Source organism: Mitsuaria sp. GD03876 (assembly GCF_029840635.1).
Lineage (GTDB): Bacteria > Pseudomonadota > Gammaproteobacteria > Burkholderiales > Burkholderiaceae_C > Roseateles.
In genome coordinates, this window is record NZ_JAOCCU010000001.1 from 43,172 (window position 1) to 65,413 (window position 22,242).

Annotated in this window: 20 protein-coding genes; 8 read left to right on the forward strand and 12 right to left on the reverse strand. The window is 72.2% G+C overall.

What is annotated here, in order from left to right:
• Positions 1-159: 159 nt before the first annotated feature.
• Positions 160-1,098 (forward strand): LysR family transcriptional regulator, encoded by a 939-nt coding sequence (locus N5D62_RS00220; protein WP_279755299.1) that lies wholly within the window; start codon positions 160-162, stop codon positions 1,096-1,098.
• 69 nt (positions 1,099-1,167) lie between these two features.
• On the opposite strand, the gene N5D62_RS00225 is transcribed toward N5D62_RS00220, so the two are convergent.
• Together N5D62_RS00225 and N5D62_RS00230 are read right to left on the reverse strand one after the other, a co-directional pair.
• On the reverse strand, positions 1,168-2,331 hold the full coding sequence (locus N5D62_RS00225) for an MFS transporter (RefSeq protein WP_279755300.1): 1,164 nt from the start codon (positions 2,329-2,331) through the stop codon (positions 1,168-1,170).
• Positions 2,328-3,107, reverse strand: coding sequence for a DeoR/GlpR family DNA-binding transcription regulator (locus N5D62_RS00230; RefSeq protein WP_279755301.1), 780 nt, complete (start codon positions 3,105-3,107; stop codon positions 2,328-2,330). The genes N5D62_RS00225 and N5D62_RS00230 overlap by 4 nt, the downstream gene beginning before the upstream one ends.
• A gap of 284 nt (positions 3,108-3,391) precedes the next feature.
• Between N5D62_RS00230 and N5D62_RS00235 the strand changes: the two genes are divergently transcribed.
• The 4 genes from N5D62_RS00235 (at position 3,392) to N5D62_RS00250 (ending at position 8,095) form a co-directional block, all read left to right on the forward strand.
• Positions 3,392-5,794 (forward strand): S8 family serine peptidase, encoded by a 2,403-nt coding sequence (locus tag N5D62_RS00235; RefSeq protein ID WP_279755302.1) that lies wholly within the window; start codon positions 3,392-3,394, stop codon positions 5,792-5,794.
• A gap of 32 nt (positions 5,795-5,826) precedes the next feature.
• Complete coding sequence (locus N5D62_RS00240) at positions 5,827-6,291, forward strand: hypothetical protein (RefSeq protein ID WP_279755304.1); 465 nt, start codon at positions 5,827-5,829, stop codon at positions 6,289-6,291.
• A 79-nt stretch (positions 6,292-6,370) separates the two neighbouring features.
• Positions 6,371-6,880: a DinB family protein gene (locus tag N5D62_RS00245; RefSeq protein WP_279755305.1), complete on the forward strand. Its 510-nt coding sequence runs from the start codon at positions 6,371-6,373 to the stop codon at positions 6,878-6,880.
• 432 nt (positions 6,881-7,312) lie between these two features.
• Positions 7,313-8,095 (forward strand): YecA family protein, encoded by a 783-nt coding sequence (locus N5D62_RS00250; RefSeq protein WP_279755306.1) that lies wholly within the window; start codon positions 7,313-7,315, stop codon positions 8,093-8,095.
• On the opposite strand, the gene N5D62_RS00255 is transcribed toward N5D62_RS00250, so the two are convergent.
• From N5D62_RS00255 to N5D62_RS00270, 4 genes are all read right to left on the reverse strand, one after another.
• Positions 8,086-10,641 carry a prolyl oligopeptidase family serine peptidase gene (locus N5D62_RS00255; RefSeq protein ID WP_279755307.1) on the reverse strand — a complete coding sequence of 852 codons (2,556 nt, stop codon included), beginning with the start codon at positions 10,639-10,641 and terminating at the stop codon, positions 8,086-8,088. The two genes, N5D62_RS00250 and N5D62_RS00255, sit on opposite strands and share 10 nt — an antisense overlap.
• Before the next feature lie 102 nt (positions 10,642-10,743).
• A complete protein-coding gene (locus tag N5D62_RS00260) occupies positions 10,744-12,066 on the reverse strand; it encodes an Hsp70 family protein (RefSeq protein WP_279755309.1) in 1,323 nt (440 codons plus the stop codon).
• Positions 12,067-12,160: 94 nt separating this feature from the next.
• Positions 12,161-13,474 carry a D-amino acid dehydrogenase gene (locus tag N5D62_RS00265; RefSeq protein WP_279755310.1) on the reverse strand — a complete coding sequence of 438 codons (1,314 nt, stop codon included), beginning with the start codon at positions 13,472-13,474 and terminating at the stop codon, positions 12,161-12,163.
• A gap of 75 nt (positions 13,475-13,549) precedes the next feature.
• Positions 13,550-14,170, reverse strand: coding sequence for a LysE/ArgO family amino acid transporter (locus tag N5D62_RS00270; protein WP_279755311.1), 621 nt, complete (start codon positions 14,168-14,170; stop codon positions 13,550-13,552).
• A gap of 123 nt (positions 14,171-14,293) precedes the next feature.
• Between N5D62_RS00270 and N5D62_RS00275 the strand changes: the two genes are divergently transcribed.
• Positions 14,294-15,253, forward strand: coding sequence for a LysR family transcriptional regulator ArgP (locus N5D62_RS00275; RefSeq protein ID WP_279755312.1), 960 nt, complete (start codon positions 14,294-14,296; stop codon positions 15,251-15,253).
• 28 nt (positions 15,254-15,281) lie between these two features.
• Here the strand turns inward: N5D62_RS00275 and N5D62_RS00280 are convergent, their stop codons facing one another.
• Positions 15,282-15,470: a hypothetical protein gene (locus N5D62_RS00280; protein WP_279755313.1), complete on the reverse strand. Its 189-nt coding sequence runs from the start codon at positions 15,468-15,470 to the stop codon at positions 15,282-15,284.
• A gap of 296 nt (positions 15,471-15,766) precedes the next feature.
• Here N5D62_RS00280 and N5D62_RS00285 point away from each other — a divergent pair, with 296 nt between their 5' ends.
• Positions 15,767-15,988, forward strand: a complete 222-nt coding sequence (locus tag N5D62_RS00285; RefSeq protein ID WP_279755314.1) for a hypothetical protein — start codon at positions 15,767-15,769, stop codon at positions 15,986-15,988.
• Between the two features lie 58 nt (positions 15,989-16,046).
• Here the strand turns inward: N5D62_RS00285 and N5D62_RS00290 are convergent, their stop codons facing one another.
• A complete protein-coding gene (locus tag N5D62_RS00290) occupies positions 16,047-16,469 on the reverse strand; it encodes a universal stress protein (RefSeq protein ID WP_279755316.1) in 423 nt (140 codons plus the stop codon).
• Between the two features lie 176 nt (positions 16,470-16,645).
• Entirely contained in the window at positions 16,646-18,052 is a 1,407-nt protein-coding gene (locus N5D62_RS00295) for a chloride channel protein (RefSeq protein ID WP_279755319.1), read from the reverse strand.
• Between the two features lie 83 nt (positions 18,053-18,135).
• Here N5D62_RS00295 and N5D62_RS00300 point away from each other — a divergent pair, with 83 nt between their 5' ends.
• On the forward strand, positions 18,136-18,978 hold the full coding sequence (locus N5D62_RS00300; RefSeq protein ID WP_279755598.1) for a metallophosphoesterase: 843 nt from the start codon (positions 18,136-18,138) through the stop codon (positions 18,976-18,978).
• A 62-nt stretch (positions 18,979-19,040) separates the two neighbouring features.
• On the opposite strand, the gene N5D62_RS00305 is transcribed toward N5D62_RS00300, so the two are convergent.
• From N5D62_RS00305 to N5D62_RS00315, 3 genes are read right to left on the reverse strand one after another with little or no spacing between them, the layout of a single operon-like run.
• The gene (locus N5D62_RS00305; protein WP_279755320.1) at positions 19,041-19,958 is read right to left on the reverse strand and encodes a citryl-CoA lyase; all 918 of its coding nucleotides are present in this window, start codon (positions 19,956-19,958) and stop codon (positions 19,041-19,043) included.
• Positions 19,955-21,157, reverse strand: a complete 1,203-nt coding sequence (locus N5D62_RS00310; protein ID WP_279755321.1) for a CoA transferase — start codon at positions 21,155-21,157, stop codon at positions 19,955-19,957. The genes N5D62_RS00305 and N5D62_RS00310 overlap by 4 nt, the downstream gene beginning before the upstream one ends.
• A 19-nt stretch (positions 21,158-21,176) precedes the next feature.
• Positions 21,177-22,178, reverse strand: a complete 1,002-nt coding sequence (locus tag N5D62_RS00315) for a tripartite tricarboxylate transporter substrate binding protein (protein ID WP_279755322.1) — start codon at positions 22,176-22,178, stop codon at positions 21,177-21,179.
• Between the last annotated feature and the right edge of the window lie 64 nt (positions 22,179-22,242).

Below are 22,242 nucleotides of genomic sequence, written 5' to 3' on the forward strand. Positions count from 1 at the left end.
GTCTAGGCAGCGCCTCCCACCCTGCCTAGCCCAGATGGCCGATCACATTGTTCGATAGACTGAACAATCATGGCCTCGCGAACCCCCGCCCTTCCCTCTCGTCCCGCCTCGGCGACCGCGGTCGCCACCGCCACGGGTTTGCCCCCCGGCAGGACGGCCTTGCCGGTCCGGGCGGAAGTCCGGGACGAGCTGCTCTGGTCCCAGCTGCAGGCGCTGATCGCCGTCGCGCGGCTGGGCAGCTTCACGAAGGCGGCGCAGCGGCTGGGCCTGTCGAAGGCCGCGGTGAGCCAACGGGTGGCGGATCTGGAGCGCCACCTGGACCAGCAGCTGGTGCAGCGCACGACGCGCTCGGTGCGGCTGAGCGAGGCCGGCCTGCGCCTGGTCGAGCAGGCCGAGCCCGGCCTGGCGCTGCTGAGCCGCAGCCTGGGCGAGGCGCGCGAGGCCGCGGGCGCGCCGCGCGGGCTGCTGCGCGTGACCGCGCCGGTGGCGCTGGGCCGGCAACATGTGGCGCCGGCGCTGCCGGCGTTCTTCGACCGCTACCCGGCGCTGCGGATCGAGCTCGACCTGTCGGACCGGCTGGTGCCGCTGGCGCAGGAGGGCTTCGACCTGGCGATCCGGCACACCAGCGCCCCGCCGGAAACGCATGTGGCCTTCAAGCTCTGCGCGTCGCGCGCGCTGCTGACGGCGAGCCCCGCCTACCTCGCACGCGCGGGCACGCCGCAGCATCCGGCGGAACTGGCGCAGCACCGCTGCCTGCCCTATCTGCGTCCCGGCCCGGCCCAGTGGTTCTTCGAGCGCGTCAGCGAAGGCGGCGATCCCGAGCGCCTGCGCGTGCCGGTGCAGGGCTTCTTCCGCGCCAGCAACAGCGAGGTGCTGCGCGACGCGGCGCTGTCGGGGCTCGGCATCGCGCTGCTGCCGGACTTCAGCGCGGGCGAGGCGATGCGAGACGGCCGGCTGGTGGAAGTGCTGCCCGACTGGCGCCCCGTCGGCTTCTTCGGCGACGCGATCTACGCGATCCACCCGTGGAGCAGCCACACGCCGCAGGGCGTGAGGCTGCTGGTGGAGCACCTCAAGGGGGCGATGTCGGGCGGCTACTGACGCCGGGCGCCTGAAGCCAGGCGACCGAAGCCGACGGACGGGCGACGCTTCGCGGTCAACGCGCGGTGGTCAACGCGTGACCTTCGCCGCGCTCAGCGGCACCAGCGCGAGCAGCGCGGCCAGCAGCCAGAACGCGGACGACAGGCCGACGCCGGCGGCGAGGAACCCGATCAGCGCCGGGCCGAGCAGCACGCCCGCGTAGCCCGCCGTCGTCACGGCGGAGACCGCGAACGCCGCCGGCATCGCCGTCTGTTGGCCGGCGCGGCGGAACAGCACCGGCACCAGGTTGGACGCGCCCAGCCCGATCAGCACGAAGCCCGCGAAGGCCACCGCGCGCACCGGCGCCAGCAGCAGCGCCGCGACCCCGAGCACCGCGACCACGCCGCCGATCACCAGCGTGCGCCGGTCGCCGAGCCGCGCGACGACCGCGTCGCCGGCGAAGCGCCCCGCCGTCATCGCCACCGAGAACAGCATGAAGCCCAGGCCGCCCTGCGCCGGCGCGACCAGCTGCGACTCGGTCAGCAGCAGCGCGCTCCAGTCCAGCACCGCCCCTTCGGCGAGGAAGGTCGCCGCGGCCAGCAGCGCCAGCAGCCACACCATCCCGCGCGGCATCACGAACAACGGACCGCCCGAGGTCCGCGCGGTCTCCAGCACGTAGGGCCAGGCGACGACGACCGCCAGCGCCATCAGCGCGGCGCCGAGCGCCGTCGCATGCAACGGCTCGAAGCCCATCGACAGCAGCAGCGTCATGAAGCCCGCGCCGACGAAACCGCCCACGCTGTACAGGCCGTGGAAGCCCGACATCAGCGGCTTGCCCGCCGCGCGCTCGACCTCGATCGCGTTGATGTTCATCGCCACGTCGAGCGAGCCCAGACAGGCGCCGAAGGCCGCCAGCGCCAGGCCCAGGCTCCACGGCGCGTCCGCGACCGCGAGCAGCGGCAGCACCGCCGCCATGCCGAAGCCGCTGGCCACGATCACCGGCCGCGTGCCCAGGCGCGTGCTCAGCACGCCGGCCGCCACCATCGCCGCCACCGATCCCAATCCCAAGCACAGCAGCAGCACGCCGAGCGTGCCCTCGTCGATGCCCAGCCGCTGCCGCGCGAACGGCACCAGCGGCGCCCAGCAGGCGACGCCGAAGCCCGCCACCAGGAAGGCCAGCCGCACGGCGAGCCGGTTCTCGGGTTTCTCGACGGCGGTGTCGGCGCCCGCCAGCGCTTGCGGGGACGCGCTCATCGGGCGGTCTCCACCGGGACCACGTCGACGCCCGCCTCGCGCAGGCCGGCGACGACGCCGGCATCGAGGTCGTGCTCGATCACCGCGGTGCGCAGCATCCCGAAGCTGGCGATGCGGTGCGGCGCCGAGGCGCGCGCCTTGTCGCTGGTCAGCAGCGCCGCCGGGTGGCGGCTGTTCTGGACCAGCGTGCGCTTGAAGGCGGCTTCGCTGAACTGCGTCGTCATGATCCCGTCCGCCACCGACAGCGAGCACACGCCGATGAAGCAGCGGTCGATCCGCATCCGCGAGAGCGCGTCCACCGCCGCCGCGTCGACGCAGCCGCCCAGGTGCCGGTCGACCTCGCCGCCCACCATCAGCAACCGCAGGTCCTGGCGGCGCAGCACCTCGGCCGCGACGTCGACCGCGTTGGTGGCGATCGTCAGGTCCGCGTCCTCGGGCAGGAACTCGACCAGCGCCAGGTTGGTGCTGCCGGTGTCGATGAAGACCAGCTCGCCCCGCCGCACCGTCGCCGCGCCGGCCCGGGCCAGCGCCGACTTGCGGTCCGGCGCCTCGCGCAACCTCGCGGCCAGCGGCCGGTCGCCGTCGACCACGGGCACCGCGCCGCCGTAGACGCGCCGGCACAGGCCCTCGGCGGCCAACGCGCGCAGGTCGCGGCGGATCGCGTCCTCGGACAGCTTGAACTCGGCGGCCAGGTCGGCCGCCACGACGGCCTGCCCCGCCGACAGGCGTTCGGCGATCAGCAGGCGGCGGGATTGGGGAAGGTCGGCTTGCGTCATGACGCCCTCGGTTGGAGCGCCGCAGTATGCATGGTTTATCTCGTTCATGCACGTTGTCGCATGATTGTTCGTGCTGCGGCTCGCCCGACATTTCCGCGCCTTCACCCCCTAACTCGCTGCTTCTTCCCTCAAATCTCTCCCCCGCAGTGGGGAGCTACCCCTGATCCGTGGGAGTTCGCCTTCCCCCGCAAGGGGGCCGACATCCCTAGAGCAGCGGTTTTTTGCGGCGAGGCGGCCGCCGAAAGTGACGCCGGGCGGTCGATGTTGGCCGCCAGGAGATCGGCATGAAGTCTTTGAACGTGATGCGTCGCATGGCCGCCTGGGCGGTCCTGAGCGGCGCGACCGCCGTCGTGCTGGGCCTGACGCCCGCCGCGGCACAAACCTCGACGTCGGACCGCGACGTGGTGCCGGGCGCGCAGTTGCGCACCGGTGAACCGCTGCGCGTCGGCGGGTACGCCGCGCTGCGGGCCAAGGCGCTGCAGTCGCCGCGCAAGGTCCGCGTGATCGCGCGGCTGTCGGCCTTGGCGGCCGGCACCGGGCCGGCAGCCGAGCCGCTGCGGGCGCTGGGCGAGAGCCCCGCGATCCGGAGCGCGCGGGACCAACTGGTGCTGCGCCTGCGGGCCCGTGGCGCCGAGTCGGTGGAGGGGCTGGCGGACACCTCGCTGGTCGTGATGGAGGTCGACGCGGCGCAACTCGACGCGCTGGTCGCCAACGGCGAGGTCGCCGAGCTGACCGAGGACGTCCCGGTGCCGCCGATCCTGGCGCAGTCCGGACCGCTGGTGCACGCGCCGCAGGCGCAGGCGCTCGGCGCGCGCGGTGCCGGCACCGCGGTGGCGATCCTGGACACCGGCGTGCAGAGCAACCATTCGTTCCTGACCGGCCGCGTCGTCGAGGAGGCCTGCTTCTCGACCACCTCGGCGGGCAGCAACGCGACCTCGGTCTGCCCGGGCGGCGCCTCCAGCAGCACCGCGGTCGGTTCCGCGGCGCCCTGCGGCATCGGCGGCTGCGACCACGGCACGCACGTGGCCGGCATCGCCGCCGGCCGGGCCTTCGGCAGCACCACCTTCAACGGCATGGCGCCCGACGCCAACATCATGGCCGTGCAGGTGTTCTCGCGCTTCGCCGACACGCCGGGGAACACGCCCTGCGCCAACGCGGGCACCGCCTCGCCGTGCGCGCTGAGCTTCACCTCGGACCAGATCCGCGGGCTGCAACGCGTGCTCGACCGGCGCGCCGCGCGCAACGTGGTGGCGGTGAACATGAGCCTGGGCGGCGGCGTCAACGCCGCGGCCTGCGACGCCGATGCCCGCAAGGACGTCATCGACGACCTGCTCGCGGCCCGCGTGGCCACGGTGATCGCCTCGGGCAACAACGGCTCGTCGACCGGCGTCAGCGCGCCGGGCTGCATCTCCACCGCGGTGACGGTGGGATCGACGACCAAGACCGACACGATCTCGAGCTTCTCCAACAGCTCGTCGCTGGTGGACATCCTGGCGCCCGGATCGAGCATCAACTCGTCGGTCACCGGCAGCGCCTTCGGCGTCAAGAGCGGCACGTCGATGGCGACGCCGCACGTGGTCGGCGCCTTCGCGGCGATCCGCTCGATGGTGCCCGGCGCCAACGTGGGCGACATCCTCGGCGCGCTGCAGGCCACCGGCGTCGCGATCACGGACGCGCGCAACGGCGTGACCAGGCGGCGCATCAACATCGAGGCCGCCGTCCAGCAGCTCGCGCCGCAGCCGTTCGCGCTGTCCAGCGGCATGCTGTTCCAGATGCACGCCGACGGCCGCATCTGGGCCCACACCGGCGTGGCCTGCTCGGGCAGCAGCTGCCCGGGCTGGGTGATGCTGGACAACAACCCCGCCACCAAGGCGATTGCCGCCGGCGGCAACGCGCTGTACCAGCTGCACGCGGACGGCAAGGTCTGGCGCTACACCGGCATCCGCTGCGGCGCCAACGCCTGCCCGGGCTGGCAGATGCTGGACAACAACCCGGCCACGAAGCAGATCGCCGCGGGCGGCACCTCGCTGTACCAGCGCCACGCGGACGGGAAGATCTGGCGCTCGACCGGCGCGGCCTGCTCAGGCAACAGCTGCCCCGGCTGGACGATGCTGGACACGAACCCGGCCACCGTCGACATCGTCGCGGACGGCACGCGGCTCTACCAGCGCCACAACAACGGCCGCATCTGGCGCTTCACCGGCACGGTGTGCTCCGGCAACAGCTGCCCGGGCTGGTCGATGCTGGACAACAACCCGCACACGATCGCGCTCGCCGCGGCCGGCGGCGCGCTGTTCCAGCTGCATGACACCGGCGCGATCTGGCGCTCCACCGGCGTGGCCTGCTCCGGCAACAGCTGCCCGGGCTGGACGATGCTCGACAACAACCCGGCGGCGCGCGAGATCGCGGCCAACGTCGGCGGACTGTTCCAGCGGCATGTCGACGGGAAGATCTGGCGCTTCACCGGCACGGTGTGCTCGGGCAACAGCTGCCCGGGGTGGACGATGCTCGACAACAACGGCGCGACGGTGCAGATCGAGGCGGCCACCAGCGGCCTCTACCAGCGCCACGGCAACGGCCGCATCTGGCGGTCGACCGGCGCGGCGTGCTCGGGCAACAGCTGCCCGGGCTGGGTGATGCTGGACAACAATCCGGCCACCACCGCCATCGTGACGGCCCAGCCATGACGTTCCGGTCACCGCGCCTGTCCCGGCCCCGCATGCCGACCTCCCTGGGCATGCCGGCGTGCGTGGTCGCGGCCCTGATGGGCACGGCCTGCGCGCTGATGGGCGGCGACGGCGCGGTGGCCGGTTCGCCGGGCGCGCCGATGTCGATGCCTTCGGGGGCGCCGGGCGCCGGGGCCTCGGGCATTCCCGGCGCGTCGTCCCCTTCGGCGTCCGATTCGGAGTGCCTCGCCATGGACCTCATCGACGGCGCGAGCGCGCTGCTTCAATCGCTGGACCGGTCGCCCGACCGGCCGGCGCGGGTGCTGCTCAAGCTCAAGCCGGGGCCGCAGGCGCTGGCGGAGGTCCGACGGGCGCTCGACGCGGCGAAGGCCACGGGCGAGGCCGTCGGCGGCCGGCCGCTGCTGGTGGCGGAGCTGACCGCCTCGCAGCTGCGCGCGGTGCTGGCGACCTGCCAGGTGGCGGGCGTGCAGCGCGACGAGCCGGTGCCGGGAACCTGACGACCGGATCGGCCATCGCGACGCTGCCATGATGTCGCCCAGCCGAGGCCCATCCCGGGCCTTCCGCCAAGGAGCGCCCATGAGCACCGCATCGATGCTGTCGACCCTGTTCCGCTACCAGGCCTGGGCCCATGACGGGTTCCTGCGGGCCATCGAGGCGCTCGATGCCGGGCGGCATCCGGAACAGCGCCACCTGGCGCTGCGCGTGCTCAACCACGTCTACGTGGTCAACCAGATCTTCACCGGCCACCTGACCGGCCAGCCGCACGGCTACGAGGCCAACAACACCGTCGACACGGCGACGCCCGAGGCGCTGCGCGCGGCGCATGCGGCATCGGACCGGTGGTTCCTCGAATACCTCGCGTCGATCACGCCGGAGCAACTGGCCGAGCGCGTCGCGTTCCGCTTCACCGACGGCGACCACGGCGCGATGACGCGCGAGGAGATGCTGTTCCACGTGGTGACGCACGACGGTTATCACCGCGGCGAGGTGGGGCGGCTGCTCAAGCAGATCGAATCGCCGCTGCCGTGGGACACCTTCGCGGTGTTCCTGCACCAGGACCAGCCGGAGCGGCGCGGTCAGCAATGACGGCCGGGGCGGCGAGCGCGGCCCCATGCCGCCAGACCGCACGAAGCGTCTGCGACGCCCGGATCGCGACCCACAAAAAAGGACGCCCGACCAGCGAGCTGACCGGGCGTTGCAAGTCCTAGAAAGGACGTCGTTGGGATCGGTGCCTGCCGTCGGGGCCTGGGGCCGCGCCGTCGGAAGACGTGAGATGGACTCTAGGGCGAACCCTGAGCCTCCGGCATCCCCTCAAGGTGGGAATCAGTCGAAAAATAGTCAGCAGGTGTAAGCACCACTCCGCAATACGGAAAAGTCCTCGGCATCGCGCGGAACGCCCATGACTTTCGTGCGGGAGGCCACACAAGACACGCCGGTCCGCATGCCCAGGCACGCGCCGCGTCGCCCGTTGGAAGGACAGTCCCGCCCCGGGTCGACCCGCCCGGATAATCGCGCCCCATGACCGCGTCCAAGCCTCCCCAGAAGTCCGGCCCCCGCCCGCCCGCCGCCAAGACCGGCGCGCCCGCCCGCGGTCCGCGACCCCAGCACGGCCGCGCGCCTTCGGGCGCCGCCGCGCCCAGCGCGCCGCCCGACGCCTGGAGCGACGACGACCTCGACGAGCTGCAATCGCTGCTCGACGAGGTGCCCGCGCCGCTGGAGCCGCTCGACGCGTCGATGCTCGACGGCTTCCTGGTCGCGGTGATCCTGCAGCCCAAGCCGGTGCCGCTGTCCGATTGGTGGCGCTGGGTCCTCGATGCCGAGGAAGGCCGCCCCGCCCCGGCCCGCTACGACGCGCAGCCGCTGCTGCAGCTGGTCCAGCGCCGCGAGCGCGAGCTCAAGCAGGCGATCGCCGATCGCCAGTGGTTCGACCCCTGGGTCTTCGAGCTCGACGAGGACGCCTCGCCCTCCGAGACGGTGCTGCCCTGGGTCGCGGGTTTCGCGCTCGCCGCGGACCTCTTCCCGGCGCTGATGAACCTGGACGAGTCCGAGCTCACCGAGCCGCTCGCGCAGCTCTACATGCACCTGGATCCCGAGGACCTCGAGGACGCCGACGCGCTGCTCGAGGAGATCGAGAGCCTGGAGCCGCCCGAGGAGCTCGACGAGGCCGTCGAGAGCCTGGTGCGCGCCACGCTGCTGCTGGCCGACGTCTCGCGGCCGCAGCCGAAGCCGCAACGGCCCGGCGGCCATGGCGGCCCGGGCGGCCCGCGCCGCGGCGGACCGCCGCCCCGCCGTCAGCGCTGAGGCTCGGCGCCCGCGCTGGGCGCGATGGGCGCGCCAGGTCCGACCTGGCGCTTCATCCACTCGCTCATTTCCCACAGCGTGTGACCGATCGACTCGCGCGCGGTGTAGCCGTGCGACTCGTGCGGCAGGGTGACGTAGCGCACCGTGCCGCCCGTGCCCGCCAGCGCCTGGTACAGCCGCGCGCTCTGAATCGGGAAGGTGCCCGGGTTGTTGTCCGCCTCGCCGTGGATCAGCAGCAGCGGCTCCTTGAGCTTGTCGGCGTAGTTGAACGGCGAGAGCCTCTGGTAGACGTCCTGCGCCTCCCAGTAGGTGCGGCGCTCGCTCTGGAAGCCGAACGGCGTCAGGCTGCGGTTGTAGGCGCCGCTGCGCGCGATGCCGGCCTTGAACAGGTGGGTGTGGGCCAGCAGGTTGGCGGTCATGAAGGCGCCGTAGCTGTGGCCGCCGACCACCATGTGGTCGCGGTCGCTGACGCCCAGCTCCACCGCCTTGTCGATGATCGCCTGCGCGTTGGCCGTGATCTGCGCGATGAAGCTGTCGTTCACCGTCTTCGGATCGCCGACCACCGGCATCGTCGCGTCCATCAGCACCACGTAGCCGTCCAGCAGCAGCATCAGCGGGCTGGTCGCCGGGAAGGTGTTGAAGCGGTTGGTGGAGCCGCTCACCTGGCCCGCGGTCGACGCGTCGGTGTACTCCAGCGGATAGGCCCAGACGAAGGTCGGACGGCGCTCGCCGGCCTGGTAGCCCGGCGGCTTGTACAGCCAGAACGAGAGCTCCACGCCGTCCGCGCGCTTGAAACGCACGAACTCGCGCTGGATGTCGCGCAGTTGCGGCGTCGGGTTCTTCACCTCGGTCAGCGGCTTGATGTCGGCCAGCGAGGCGCCGCCGCGCAGCATCACGTTGCCCGGCTCGTCGATGCTCTCGCGCACCGTCAGCACCTGCGCGCCGGCGCCGTCGAGCACCGCCAGCGGCCGCTCGAAGTGCGCGGCGTCGCCGCCCTGCGCGGCCACGCCGGACTGGAACACGCGCGACTTCTTGTTGTCCGCCAGCGTGAGCCGGTCGATGAAGGGCTTGTCGCCCTCGGGGCTCGCGCCGAGGCCGAAGTACCAGATCGCGCCGTCGTCGACGCGCGCCACCGTGCGGCCGGTCGGCTGCATGCGGCCCACCGGCGTGCCCGGATCGCGGTAGCGGTCGCGCACCGAGCGCTCGACCAGCCGCTGCGCCGGCGCGGCGCCGTCCATCGTGACCAGCTCGGTCGAGGTCCGCATCTTCGCGAGGTCGAAGTCCTGCACCAGCGCCTGCTTGCCACCTTCGAGGAACTCCAGCCGCGACAGCCGCTGCGCGACGCGATGCACCTCGCGCGCCTCGCCGGTGTAGGGCGCGTCCAGCCGCATCAGCCGGTCGCGATGCGGCACCTGCACGCGGTTGTCGCCGTCGTCCAGCGCCTCGACCCAGTACACCGCGCCGTCGCCGCCGGGCGAGGCGAAGAAGTGACGCGGGCCGGTGATGACGCCCTCGACCGGCACGCCCTCCTTGAGCTTGGTGCGGCCGATGGCCACGACCTTGCCGTCGACGCCGCGCACCTCGGCCTGCGACGCGAAGTCGTCCCACGCGAGCTGATAGCTGAAGGGCTCGAGCAGACGCATCGTCAGCACCTGGCCCGGCGTGCCGAGGGCCTCGAGGTGGGTGAAAAGGCCGGGCTCGCCGACCGCCTTCACCACGCCGGTGGTGAGGTCCACGCGCGCCAGCTGCGAGCTCGCGTGATGCGCGAAGACGGCTGCGTCCTGCGCGTTGGCCAGCAGGTCCTGCGTCGTGCGCTCCGGCGAGTTGCGACCGATCGATTCCTGGATCGCCGGCCCCGCCGGCGCGCTGAACACCGGCGCGGGGCCGCGCTTGGCCGGCACCGTCAGCGTCATGAGCTCATGGTCGTTGAGCCATACGACGTCGTTCTCGAGCATCGTGTGCAGCTTCAGCTTGGGCACCGCCTTGAGCTTGCCGGTCGCCACGTCGCCCACCCACAGCTCGACCGCCGTCGCGGTGCGGCGGTTCAGCAGGAAGCGCTTGCCGTCCGGCGAGAAGCGCAGCAGGTGGAAGGTGCCGCCGGCCGGCAGCACGACGCGCCGCTCGGCGTCGCCCCCGGGCAGCGCGCGCAGCGTCAGCGCGTCGATCTCCGACATCAGCTGCGGGCTGTCGGTGGCCGGGTCGTAGCGCAGGCCGGCCTGGCGCAGCACCGGGCGGGCCAGCTCCGCGATCGTGCGGAAGCGGCGGTGGCCCGCGATCGCCAGCGTGCGCTGGTCCGGCGAGACCTGGAAGGTCGGCAGGCCCTGGGTGTCGAGCACCGCGCGGATCGCCGCCGACGGCTGCTGGTAGACCTGCGCGAGCGTCGCGGCGGAGGTCAGCGGCCTCGTCGCGGCCGCCTCGTCCGCGGGGGCCGCCGTGGCGGCGGCACCGCCGAGCGCGGCGGCCAGCGCCACGATCAGCGGCTGGCGGGCGCGGCGGGACAGGCGGGAGGAACGCGGACTCGGCGACGAAGCGCGGGACATGGACATGTGTCGGCCTGGAAACATTGGGAAGGCGGCAATCTAGCAGCGCCCTCCCCCGTTGTCCGGCCCGGCGCCTCCGGGTTGTCCCGGAGTCAGCCCGCGTTCAGGTCACGCCGCGAACAGTCGCGCGGCATGCAGGCCCAGCCCGGTCGCGACCGAGGCGAAGCGATCGCCACGCACCGGACGCGCGTCGGGGTAGTCGGCGGCGATGCGGTCGGCCAACACGCGCAGCCCGGTGGAGCCGCCGGTGAAGTACAGCGCGTCCACGTCCGAGGGCTTCAGCCCCGCGCGCTCGACGGTCTCGCGGCCGGCTTGCGCGATGCGCTCGATGTCGCCGCGCAGCGCGTCCATCGCCGCCGCTTCCGACAGCTCGACCGACAGGCCGGACTCGATCAGGCCGAGGTCGATCGTGCAGTCGCCGCCGCCGGCGACCTCGATCTTGGCGTCCTCGGCGCGGTTGGCGAGCTCGTGGCCCAGGCGCTCCTCCAGCACCGTCATCAGGCGCTGGTGGTGGCGCGGGTCGCCGTAGAAGCCCTTCATGTTGCGCAGCTCCAGCACGCGCTGCGGGCTGTAGCAGGTGTTGATCAGGTGCCAGGTCGCGAGGTCGAAATAGACGCCGCTGGGCACCTCGCGCGCCGTCTGGCCCGCCTTGGCCGGGCCGAGCGCGCGGTAGCCGAATTCGCGCAGGATGCCGGTCAGCTCGATGTGGCGGTCGAAGTCGGTGCCGGCGATGTGCACGCCGTGGTTGGCGAGGATGTCGTCGCGGCGGTCCAGCCGGCCCAGGCGCTCCGGCCCGACGCGCACCAGCGAGAAGTCCGAGGTGCCGCCGCCGATGTCGGCCACCAGCACGAGCTGTTCGCGCTCGGCGTGCTGCTCGAAGTCGAAGGCCGCGGCGATCGGCTCGAACTGGAAGTGCACGTCCTCGAAGCCGACCGCGCGCGCCGCGGCGGCCAGCGAGGCCTGGGCGGCGGCGTCGCGTTCGGGCTCGCCGTCGACGAAGTAGACCGGGCGGCCCAGCACCGCGCGGCGCGGCTCGTGGCCGTCGGCCGAGGCGGCCTGGCGGCGCAGCCGCTTCAGGTAGCCGGCCAGCATGTCGGCGTACTTGACGCCCTTGCCGCCGCCGACGTCGGTGACCTGGTCGATCAGGCTGGAGCCCAGGATGCTCTTCATCGAGCGCATCAGCCGCCCGTCGACGCCCTCGACATAGGCGGCCAGCGCGGCGCGTCCGAAGGCCCGCGGCGGGCCGTCGGCGTCATGGCGGCCCTCGGCGAAGTAGAAGACGGCGGTGGGCATCGTCACGTTGCCGCCTTCGAGCGCGACCAGGCGCATCGCGCCGGGGCGTTCGACGTCGGGAACGGCGACGGCCGAATTGGAGGTGCCGAAGTCGATCGCGCAGAAGTCGCGGGGCAGGCCGGAGGACGAGGAAGACATGGCGCGACGGAAATGCGAAAAGGGCGCGGATTCTAGCCGCGCCCTTGTTTCAGGCCGCCGGCGTCCCGATGACGCCGGCAGGGGCTCCAGCGGATTACGCCGGTTGCAGCGTGCGCGCGGCCTTGGCCGGCAGCGCGTCGCCGTAGAAGGCGAAGTCCAGCTCGGGGCGCTTGCCGCTCATCAGCTCGGCCAGCGCGCGGCCGGAGCCCGCGCCGTGCGTCCAGCCCAGCGTGCCGTGGCCGGCGTTGATCCACAGGTTGGATGCCTTCTGGCTGCGGCCGATGTAGGGCACGTTGGTCGGCGTGCTCGGGCGCAGGCCGGTCCAGTAGTTGGGCTCGGACAGGTCGGCGACGCCGGGGAACAGCTCGTCGTAGCGGCGGATCAGCGACTCGCAGCGGACCTTGGAGGTCGGCGTGTCCAGGCTGGTGTCCAGGCCCACGAGCTCGGCCGTGCCGGCGATGCGGACGAAGTCGCCCAGCCGCGAGATCGCGATCTTGCGCGCGTCGTCCAGCAGGCTGACGCTGCTGGCGAGCTCGGGCTTCTTCAGCCGCATCGTGGCCGAGTAGCCCTTGGCCGGATAGATGTTGAGGTGCTCGCCCAGCGGCTTGGTCAGCGCCGGCGCGTACGACGCCAGCGCCACGACGTAGGCGTCGCCCTTGAGCCATTGCGCCTGGCCGGTCTCGCGCGAGCGGACCTGCACGCCGCCGATCTCCTGGCCCTGCGGCTGCAGCGTCACGATGTCGTGGTTCCACAGGAACTGGGCGCCGCGCTTCTCGGCCAGCTGGGCCAGCGCCTGCGTGAACACGCGCGCGTCGCCCGATTCGTCGCTGGGGGTGTAGGTGCCGCCGAAGACCGCATGCTGCGCCGAGCGCAGCGCCGGCTCGATCGCCAGCACCTCGTCGCGGCTCAGCACGCGGCGATCCACGCCGTGGCGGCGCATGATCTCCGCGCCCTGCGCGCCGGCCTCGAAGTCGGCCTCGCTGCCGAAGAAGTGCAGGATGCCCTTCTGCAGGCGGTTGTATTGGATGCCGGTCTCGGCGACCAGCGACTGCAGCGACTCGTGGCTGTAGCGGCCCAGGCGCACGAGCTGCTCGACGTTGCGCTCGAACGCGGCGGTCGTGCACTGGCCCAGGAAGGACAGGCCCCAGCGCCACTGCGCCGGATCCAGCCGCGGGCGGAACAGCAGCGGCGCGTCGTCCTTGAGCAGCCACTTCGCGACCTTGAACGGCGCGCCGGCGTTGGCCCAGGGCTCGCAGAAGCAGACCGAGATCTGCGCGCCGTTGGCGAAGCTGGTCTCCAGCGCCGCGTCGGGCTGCCGGTCGACGACGACGACATCGTGACCCTGGTCCAGCAGGTACCAGGCGGTGTGGATGCCGATGATGCCGGCGCCGAGGACGATGACCTTCATGGGAGGAGCTCCAGGTGAACTTGTGGTTCGGCGTCGATGTCGCGTCGAAGTCGCATCGGCGTCGCCTTGGGGGCGTCAGGCCAGCGGGCGCAGGATCAACTGCAGTCCCAGGATGGCCATCACGAGGGCGATCAAGGCGTCGATGCTGCGCCAGACCGCCGGGCGGCGCAACGGCCCCGCCACCGCCGCCGCGCCGAAGCCCAGCAGCGAGAACCACATCCAGGACGCCACCGAGGCGCCCGCCGCGAACGGCAGCTGCAGGCCCGCCGGCTGCTGGGCGCCGACGGTGCCCAGCAGCACGACGGTGTCCAGGTAGACATGCGGATTCAGATAGGTCATCGCCAGCGTGCTGCCCAGCACCGCCGTCAGCGACGCGCTGCCCGCCTGCGCCTGCAGGCCGGCCCGGGGCGAGATCGCCCGCAGCGCCGCCTTGGCGCCATAGGCGAGCAGGAAGGCCGCGCCGCCCCAGCGGAACAGCTCCATCAGCAGCGGGCTCGAGGCGATCAGCCGGCCCAGGCCGAACACGCCCAGCCAGATCAGCAGCATGTCCGACAGCGCGCACACCACCACCACCGGCGCCACGTGCTGGCGCATCAGGCCCTGGCGCAGCACCAGCGCGTTCTGGGCGCCGATGGCGACGATCAGGCCGGCTCCGGTGAGCCAGCCTTGCAGCAGGGCCGCGCTGGGGGACGACATGGGGGTGTTCCGGGCGAGTGTTTCCGCCCGCTCGGGGGAGCGGGTCGCGGAGCGCGATTGTGGAGAGCCGCCCGCGAACCATGAAGTGGGATTAATATTTCAGCGACTCCATTAGGAACGCTAATGAAAGACCTGGATGCCGCCGGATTGGATTGCCTGGCCGCGCTGGCCGACGAGCGCAGCTTCGAGCGCGCGGCCGAGACGCTGGCGATCACGCAGAGCGCCGTCTCGCAGCGGCTGCGAAGCCTGGAGGCGCAGGTCGGGCAGCTGCTGGTGGTGCGCTCACGGCCGCTGCGGCTGACCGAGCCCGGCAAGCGCCTGCTGCGCTACGCCCGCCAACTGGCGGCGCTGCGCTCGGACGTGGTGCGGGAGCTGGGCGTGCAGTCGGCCCAGACCGAGCGGCTGCCGATCGCCGTCAATGCCGACAGCCTGGCGACCTGGGTGCTGCCGGCGCTCGATCCGCTGGTGCAACGCGGGCTGCGCGAGGGGTTCGGGCTGGAGCTGGTCGTCGACGACCAGGACTTCACCCACGACTGGCTGCGCCAGGGGGAGGTGCTCGGCTGCGTGACCACGGTGCCGCAAGCCTTGCGGGGGTGCATCGCGCAGCCGCTGGGGGTGATGCGCTACATCGCGGTGGCGAGCCCGGACTTCGTCGCGCGGCGCCTGCCTGAAGGGCTGGGGGCGGCCAACTTCGCGCAGGTGCCCTTCCTGGTCTTCAACCGCAAGGACGATGCCCAGCAGCAATGGGTGCGGCAGGCGATGGGGCTGCGCTCGGCGCGGCTGAACGCGCGCTACGTGCCGTCCAGCGAGGGCTACGTCAACGCGGTGCGGATGGGATGGGGCGTGGGCGTCGCGCCGGAACTGCAGGTCCGGCCGCTGCTGGCGAGCGGGGAGCTGGTGGCGCTGCGGCCGGAGGTGCAGGTCGAGGTCGCCCTGTACTGGCACCAGTGGAAGCTTGGCGGCGAATCGGCCGCGGGGGACGGCAAGGCCGTCGCGCCGGAAGGCGGAGCGCCGCCGGCATTGCTGGATCAGATCGGGGAAGCCTTGGCCCGGGGCGCCCGGGAGGCCTTGATCGCGCCGTGAGCCGCGAGGCCGGGCGACCGGCGCGCGTTCAGCGCTTGATGGAGGCGACCTGGACGCGGGTCTGCGCCAGGTGGGCCGGGACGGCGCCCGGCGCGGCCGAGGCGGCGCCCTGCTGCGCCAGCGGCAGGCGGAAGCCGCCGCGCTCGTGCTTGTCCTGGACGGAGTTGGCCAGCCATGCCGAGGTCAGCACCACGCTGCTGACAATGGCCCAGGTCATCGACTTGTGAATCAGCGGAGACATGAAAAAAGCAATGGCTAGCGCGAGCTACGAAAGGCCCGGAGCATAGTCACCCCTCATTACGGGGGGGATCACACCTAAGTGGGAAGCGTGGTTATTCCGCTGAACCTGTGGCGGGTTTACCCCAATATGTGTGCATTTGTGAACGGACCTTGAAAGCACCCGCGATCTGGGGATTCTCCCGGCGGGCCAGGCGCGCACACTGCGTCCATCACGCGGTGCGGCATCGGCGCCGCGGGATCCAAAAGTCCCCGTGCTTTTCGACGAGGTCCATCATGCGAATCACGTCCGCCCTGCGCCTTTTCCGTCGCAACACCACCGACGTCCACGAGCCGGAACCGGCCGACATGGGGACCGCGTTCGGCATGGAGGCGAGTTTCGGGGACGACAGCGAGTACGAGGACTTCCGCCGCAGCGACTACGGGCTGGAGTCCGAGGCCTCGCCCCCGGCGACGGTGAGCTCGCCACTGTCGTGGATGGCCACCCGCCGCAGCTGAAATGAACAAGGCGCCCCACCGGGCGCCTTTGTTTTTCCAGGGTCCGCGGCCCGGCGGATCAGCGGATCAGCAGCACTGGCACGTCGCTGTGGGCCATGACCTTCGTGGCCACCGATCCCAGCACCAGCTTGCCCAGCGCCGTGTGGCCGTGCGAGCCCATCATCAGCAGGTCGAAGCGGCCCTTCTCGGCGACGGCCGAGATCGCGTCGGCGGCCTGGCCGGTCTTGACAACGTACTGCGCCTTGATGCCGCGCTTGTCCATGAAGGTGCGGATCGGCTTGAGCACCTTCTCGGCCTCTTCCTGGTAGTAGTCGGCCAGCACGGCCTTCTCGAGCACCGCGGCCGCGCGCGGCGGCACCGCCGCGACCACGTGGACCACCGTGTAGTCATGCGCCCCGCCGAGCCACTCGTCGTGGGCGGACAGGTAGGCCAGCATGCGCTTCGAGTAGGTGCTGCCGTCGACGGCGACCAGGATCTTCATCGTTGTGTTCCTCTCTGACGGCCGACATCCGGCCGCTGGCGAGTGTGTCACGGGGCCGGGGCGGGAATCCAGGAAGACGCAGCGTGGGGATCCGTGCTTGACGGCGCCGGGCCGGACGGGCGGTCCGCGCCCTCCGAAATCCGGCCCGAAGTTCGGCCCGACCTTCAGCCCGACGTTCAGCCCGGCGGCCGCGACGCGGGGTCCGGACCCGGCGCGGGCGGCGGCGCGACGGGCAGGCGTGCCAGCTGCGCCTGCGCCAGCCGGTGGTAGATCGGCACGCTGATCCAGCGCGAGACCAGGCTGGCCAGCAGCGCCGCGGCCATCAGGCTGAGCACCATCGCGTGGCCGTCGACCATCTCCATCACGATGATGAAGGCGGTGATCGGCGCCTGCGTCACCGCGGCCAGGAAGGCGGTCATGCCGATGGCGATCAGCGCGGCGGCGCCCTCGTGGGTGCCGGTGAGCTGGGCGATGTCGCTGCCGATGCCCGCGCCGATGGCCAGCGACGGCGCGAAGATGCCGCCGGGCACGCCGGACCAGACCGCCAGCCAGGTCGCGACCAGGCGCAAGGTGACGTAGAGCACCGGCAGGTCGAGGTGGCCCTCGACCAGGCCGCGGGTGTAGTCGTAGCCGCTGCCGTCGGTGGCGCCGCCGCTGACCAGGCCGATCGCCGCGATCGCGATGCCGCAGCCGAAGGCGAAGCGCACCGGATACCGCGCGCGCCAGGCGCTGAAGCGGTCCGTCCCGCCGAGCAGGCTGCGCTGCAGCAGCCGCGAGAACACGCCGCCGAGCAGCCCGCAGCCGACGGCCGTCAGCAGACCGGGCAACAGGTGAGCCCAGGTCAGGTGGTCGACGCGCAGCCGGCCGAAGTAGCTGGCATTGCCGAACACCGACACCGCCATCAGGCCGGCCAGCACGATGGCCGCGATGATCAGCCCGCTGCTGCGCTGCTCGATCTTGCGGGTCAGTTCCTCGATCGCGAACATCACCCCCGCCAGCGGCGCGTTGAACGCGGCGGCGATGCCGGCCGCGCCGCCGGCCACCAGCAGCCCGTCGTGGTTCAGCGGCGAGCGCCGCGGCAGCCAGCGCTGCGCATGCTGCATGACGCCGGCGGCGATCTGCACCGACGGGCCCTCGCGGCCGATGGCCAGGCCGCCGAGCAGGCCGCCCGAGGTCAAGGCGATCTTGGCCACGCTCAGCCGCAGCGAGACGAACAGCCCTTGCGAGCCTGGTGTCACCCGCGGCGACAGCGCCGCCATCACCTGCGGGATGCCGGAACCCGCGGCGCCCGGCGCGAAGCGGCGGGTGATCCAGACCAGCGCGGCGGTCAGGCACGGTGTCCAGACCAGCGCGAGCCAGGCCGGTCCGTGGCGGACCTGGGCGAAGCCCTCGATCGCCAGGTCGCTGAGCCAGGTGAACAGCACGACGGCCAGGCCCGCCGCGACGGCGTACGCCAGCACGACGGCCCGCGCCAGCCATTGCCGCCAGTCGGCGAGGTCCTCGCGCATCGAGGACAGGAAGTCGGGTTCCGTGTGCGGCTGCGGATCCTTCGATCCCGACCGGTCGTTCGAGGGCGGCTGCATCGGGCGAGTATCCCGCCGCATCGCGCGCGGGCCGCGGCGCAGCGGGCAGAATCTCCCGCTTGTCCGTTCCGCCCCGTCCCGTCGTGCGCCTGCAACTGATCTCCGACCTCCACCTCGAACGCCAGACCGACTTCCAGACGGTGGCCGCGCCGGGCGTCGACCTGCTGGTGCTGGCGGGGGACGTCGGCTCGTACCAGGCCGGCTCGCGGCTGGTGACGAACGACTTCGGCCTGGGCCGCTTCTCGCCGAAACGCGCGGACGCGCCGTGGCCGCGGGTGCTGTACGTGCCGGGCAACCACGAGTACGACGGCCTGGACTTCGCCACCGCCCAGGCGCGGCTGCGCCAGACCTGCGACGAGCTGGGCATCGAGTGGCTGGACCGCGAGCAGCTCGTCATCGGCGACGTGCGCTTCATCGGCACGACGCTGTGGGCCGACTTCGACGCGCTGGCGGCGCGCGAGCCGACGCCGACGAAACAGCTCGCCGCGCGCGAGAAGGCGTTCCGCGCCGCCAACCATTACCTGCGCCGGTTCTCGACGCTCGTCGACGGGAAGCACCTGCTGGCCGAAGGCATGCGGGACGTGGCGCTCGACTGCCAGGCCTGGCTGCGCGAGGCGCTGGCCCAACCCTTCGACGGCAAGACGGTGGCGGTCACCCATTTCGCGCCGAGCCTGCGCAGCGCCGATCCGCGCTACGGGCTGACGCCGGGGACGGCGGGGTTCTGCAACGCGCTGGACGAGCTGCTGCCCTTCGCCGACCTGTGGCTGCACGGCCACCTGCACTGCGCGCACGACTACGTCGTCGAGTCGCCGTCCGGCCCGCGCGGCGAGGTGCCGCACCGCTGCCGCGTCGTCGCCAATCCGCTGGGCTACGCCAACAAGGGCGAGCAGGCGGACTACCGGCCGGACCTCGTCATCGAGGTCTGAGCGCCACCTGCCTGGTCAGGCAGACGCCAGCGCCGGCGATCGCGGCCGGCGGGCCGCCCGCCTCAGCGCTTCGCCGGCGGACCGTCGTAGGTCCACAGGTACTCGCGCGGCATCGGGCCCTTGTTGCGCCCGCCCTGCTGCGTCTGCTCCCACGCATGCGCCAGGATGCCCACCGAACGCGAGATGCAGAACAGCCCCCGGGCCAGCGGCGCCGGGAAGCCGAGCTCGGCATAGATCACCGCCGTCGCGCCGTCGATGTTCATCGGGATGCGGCGGCCGTCCTTGCGGCGCTGCAGCTCGGCCTCGACGGCCCGGCCGATCCGCGCGAAGCGGCCCGACACGACCTTGAGCGCCGCCGCCTCGTCGACCAGCTCCAGCAGCCGCGGCGCGCGCGGATCCACCGGATGGAAGCGGTGGCCGAAGCCCGAGACGAACTTGCCGCGCAGCTCGATCGCCTCGTCCAGGCCCGCGGCCGTGGCGGCCTCGAGCGACGCGCCCGCGTCCATCCGCGCCGCGATCGACTGCAGCATCTCCACGCACTGCTCGCCCGCGCCGCCATGCACGTCGCCGAGCACGTTCAGCGCCGACGCCATCGCGTTGTTCAGCCCGACGCCGCAGGTCGCGGCCATGCGCGCGATCGCGATGCTCGGCGCCTGCGGGCCGTGGTCGACCGCCGCCATCAGCGCGACGTCCAGCAGCTTGGCCTGCTCCGCGCCGGGCAGCTCGCCGCGCGTCATCAGCCAGACCATCTGGGCGAAGCTGACCTGCCCGATCAGGTCCTGGATCGCATGGCCGCGGTAGCGGATCACGCCGGGCGACATCTCGATGATCGAAGTCCGCCACCAGTCCGGCACCCGCGGGTCGTGCACCGCATCGGCGCCCGGCGCGCGCCCGATGCTCCCGCCCGTTCCGCTCGTGCTGCTCGTGCTGCTCGTGCCGCTCGTGCCGCTCGTGCCGCGCACGTCGTCCTGTTCGTTCATACCGCCTTCTCCGCTTTCAGCGCGGCGCGCTCGTCGGCGCCGTAGCCCAGTTCCTCGAGGATCTCGTCGGTGTGCTGGCCCAGCCGCGGCGGCGGCGTCGCCACCGACGGCGCCTGCCCGTCGAGCTTGAATCCGGTGCGCACGACCCGGATCGGCCGCCCCACGCCCGGCACGTCCTCGAAGCCGCCGACCATGCCGCGCCCCGCGATCTGCGGATGCGCCAGCGCCTCCTTCACCGACAGCACCGGCCCTGCCGGCACCCCGGCGGCGGTGAAGCGCTGCCACCAGTCCGATGCCGGGCGCTCGCTCATCGCCGCCTCGAGCAGGTGCTTGAGCTCGGCGCGATGCCGGAGCCGCGCCTGCCGGTCGGCGAAGCGCGCGTCGGTCGTCCATTCCGGATGACCGACGACGGCGCATACCGCCTCGAACTGCTCCTGCTTGTTGGCCGCGATGTTGAGCAGGCCCTCGCCGGTGCGGAAGGTGCCGGACGGGCTCGCGGTCACGTTGTCGTTGCCCATCGGCTGCGGCTCGCGGCCGGCCACCAGCAGGTTGGACACCGCCCAGCCCATCGTGGCCATCGCCGCCTCGAGCATCGACACGTCGATGAAGGTCGCGGATGTCCGGTCCCGGTCGGCCAGCGCCGCCGCGATCGCCATCGCCGCGGTCAGTCCGCCGATCGTGTCCGCCACCGGATAACCGACCCGCAGCGGCGCCGTCTCCGGATCGCCGGTGATGCTCATCATTCCGGACATGCCCTGAATGATCTGGTCATAGGCCGGCAGGTCGCGCAACGGGCCGTCCTGGCCGAAGCCCGAGATCGCGCAGTACACGAGGCGCGGATGCTCGTGCCGGAGCTCGTCGAAGCCCACGCCCAGCCGCTGCATGACGCCGGGGCGGAAGTTCTCGACGACGACGTCGGCCGTCGCGACCAGCTTGCGGAACACCGCCTTGCCGGCCGGCCGCTTGAGGTCGACGGTGATCGAGCGCTTGCCCGGGTTCTGCGCCAGGAAGGACACGCCCATGTGGGCCTGGTTCAGCGCCGGATCCGCGCCGAGCTGGCGGGCGAGGTCGCCGGTCTCGCGCGCCTCGACCTTGATGACGTCGGCGCCCAGGTGCGCCAGTTGATGACACGCGAACGGGCCGGCCAGGACGTTGGTCAGGTCCAGGACGCGCACGCCGCGCAGGGGCTGGTGGCTCATGGGGAACTCCGCCGCGCGCTCAATCGACCTTGACGTTGCCGGCGCGGACCAGGTCGCCCCAGCGTTTCTGCTCGCGCGCCAGGAACTGGGCCGCCTGCTGCGGCGTGCCGGCCATCGGGACGCTGCCCTCGGACTGCAGCTGGCCGATCATGGCCGCCTTGGCCAGCGCCTTCTGCACCTGCGCGTTCATCCGCGTCACCACCGCCGCCGGCGTGCCGGCCGGCGCGACGATCATCTTCCAGTCCGCCGTGTCGAAGCCCTTGAAGCCGCTCTCGGCCACGGTCGGGACGTCCGGCAGCACCGGCAGCCGCGCCGCCGAGCTGACCGCCAGCGCGCGCAGCTTGCCGGCCTTGATGAAGGACACCACCGTCTGCGGCGTCGCGAAGTAGTAGTCCACCTGCCCGCCGAGCAGGTCCGTCGCCGCCGGGCCGGCGCCCTTGTAGGGGATGTGGGTCACCTTGATGGCGGCCTGCTTGGAGAACAGCTCCCCCGTCAGGTGGCCCACCGTGCCATTGCCGGCGGAGGCCATCGACAAGGACCCCGGCTTGGCCTTGGCGGCGGCGACCAGGTCGGCGACCGACTTGAACGGCGAGGCGGTCGACACCACCAGCACCACCGGCTGGCCCGCGACCAGCGCCACCGGCGTGAAGGCCTTGGACGCGTCGTAGGGCATCTTGGGATAGAGCGTCGGGTTGATCGCCAGGTTGGCGGTCTGGCCCATGCCGAGCGTGTAGCCGTCGGCCTTGCTCTTGGCCACCGCGTCCAGGCCGATGTTGCCGCCCGCGCCGGCCTTGTTGTCGGCGACGAAGGTCCAGCCCGTGTCCTCGCGGATCTTGTCCAGCACCAGCCGCGACACGATGTCCGTGCCGCCGCCCGGCGGGAACGGGACGATCAGCTTGATCGGCTGCGCCGGATAGGCCGGTTCGGCGGCGACCGCCGCGGTCGCGCCCAGCGTCGCGAGCAGCGCCCCGGCGGCGCCGCGGATCAGGGAGGGCCGGGAAGGCATCGTGGATCGGGTCATCGGTCGTCTCCGTGTTTGTTCTATCTGGCAGAACTGTGATTTGTCTGATAGAACTGTAGGCGAC

Excerpts from the sequence above, each read along its gene's own strand:
- N5D62_RS00225 (WP_279755300.1), bottom strand. The coding sequence starts at position 2,331 with ATGAGCGCGTCCCCGCAAGCGCTGGCGGGCGCCGACACCGCCGTCGAG.
- N5D62_RS00230 (WP_279755301.1), bottom strand. The coding sequence starts at position 3,107 with ATGACGCAAGCCGACCTTCCCCAATCCCGCCGCCTGCTGATCGCCGAA.
- N5D62_RS00235 (WP_279755302.1), top strand. The coding sequence starts at position 3,392 with ATGAAGTCTTTGAACGTGATGCGTCGCATGGCCGCCTGGGCGGTCCTG.
- N5D62_RS00240 (WP_279755304.1), top strand. The coding sequence starts at position 5,827 with ATGCCGACCTCCCTGGGCATGCCGGCGTGCGTGGTCGCGGCCCTGATG.
- N5D62_RS00245 (WP_279755305.1), top strand. The coding sequence starts at position 6,371 with ATGAGCACCGCATCGATGCTGTCGACCCTGTTCCGCTACCAGGCCTGG.
- N5D62_RS00250 (WP_279755306.1), top strand. The coding sequence starts at position 7,313 with ATGACCGCGTCCAAGCCTCCCCAGAAGTCCGGCCCCCGCCCGCCCGCC.
- N5D62_RS00255 (WP_279755307.1), bottom strand. The coding sequence starts at position 10,641 with ATGTCCATGTCCCGCGCTTCGTCGCCGAGTCCGCGTTCCTCCCGCCTG.
- N5D62_RS00260 (WP_279755309.1), bottom strand. The coding sequence starts at position 12,066 with ATGTCTTCCTCGTCCTCCGGCCTGCCCCGCGACTTCTGCGCGATCGAC.
- N5D62_RS00265 (WP_279755310.1), bottom strand. The coding sequence starts at position 13,474 with ATGAAGGTCATCGTCCTCGGCGCCGGCATCATCGGCATCCACACCGCC.
- N5D62_RS00270 (WP_279755311.1), bottom strand. The coding sequence starts at position 14,170 with ATGTCGTCCCCCAGCGCGGCCCTGCTGCAAGGCTGGCTCACCGGAGCC.
- N5D62_RS00275 (WP_279755312.1), top strand. The coding sequence starts at position 14,294 with ATGAAAGACCTGGATGCCGCCGGATTGGATTGCCTGGCCGCGCTGGCC.
- N5D62_RS00280 (WP_279755313.1), bottom strand. The coding sequence starts at position 15,470 with ATGACCTGGGCCATTGTCAGCAGCGTGGTGCTGACCTCGGCATGGCTG.
- N5D62_RS00285 (WP_279755314.1), top strand. The coding sequence starts at position 15,767 with ATGCGAATCACGTCCGCCCTGCGCCTTTTCCGTCGCAACACCACCGAC.
- N5D62_RS00290 (WP_279755316.1), bottom strand. The coding sequence starts at position 16,469 with ATGAAGATCCTGGTCGCCGTCGACGGCAGCACCTACTCGAAGCGCATG.
- N5D62_RS00295 (WP_279755319.1), bottom strand. The coding sequence starts at position 18,052 with ATGCAGCCGCCCTCGAACGACCGGTCGGGATCGAAGGATCCGCAGCCG.
- N5D62_RS00305 (WP_279755320.1), bottom strand. The coding sequence starts at position 19,958 with ATGAACGAACAGGACGACGTGCGCGGCACGAGCGGCACGAGCGGCACG.
- N5D62_RS00310 (WP_279755321.1), bottom strand. The coding sequence starts at position 21,157 with ATGAGCCACCAGCCCCTGCGCGGCGTGCGCGTCCTGGACCTGACCAAC.
- N5D62_RS00315 (WP_279755322.1), bottom strand. The coding sequence starts at position 22,178 with ATGACCCGATCCACGATGCCTTCCCGGCCCTCCCTGATCCGCGGCGCC.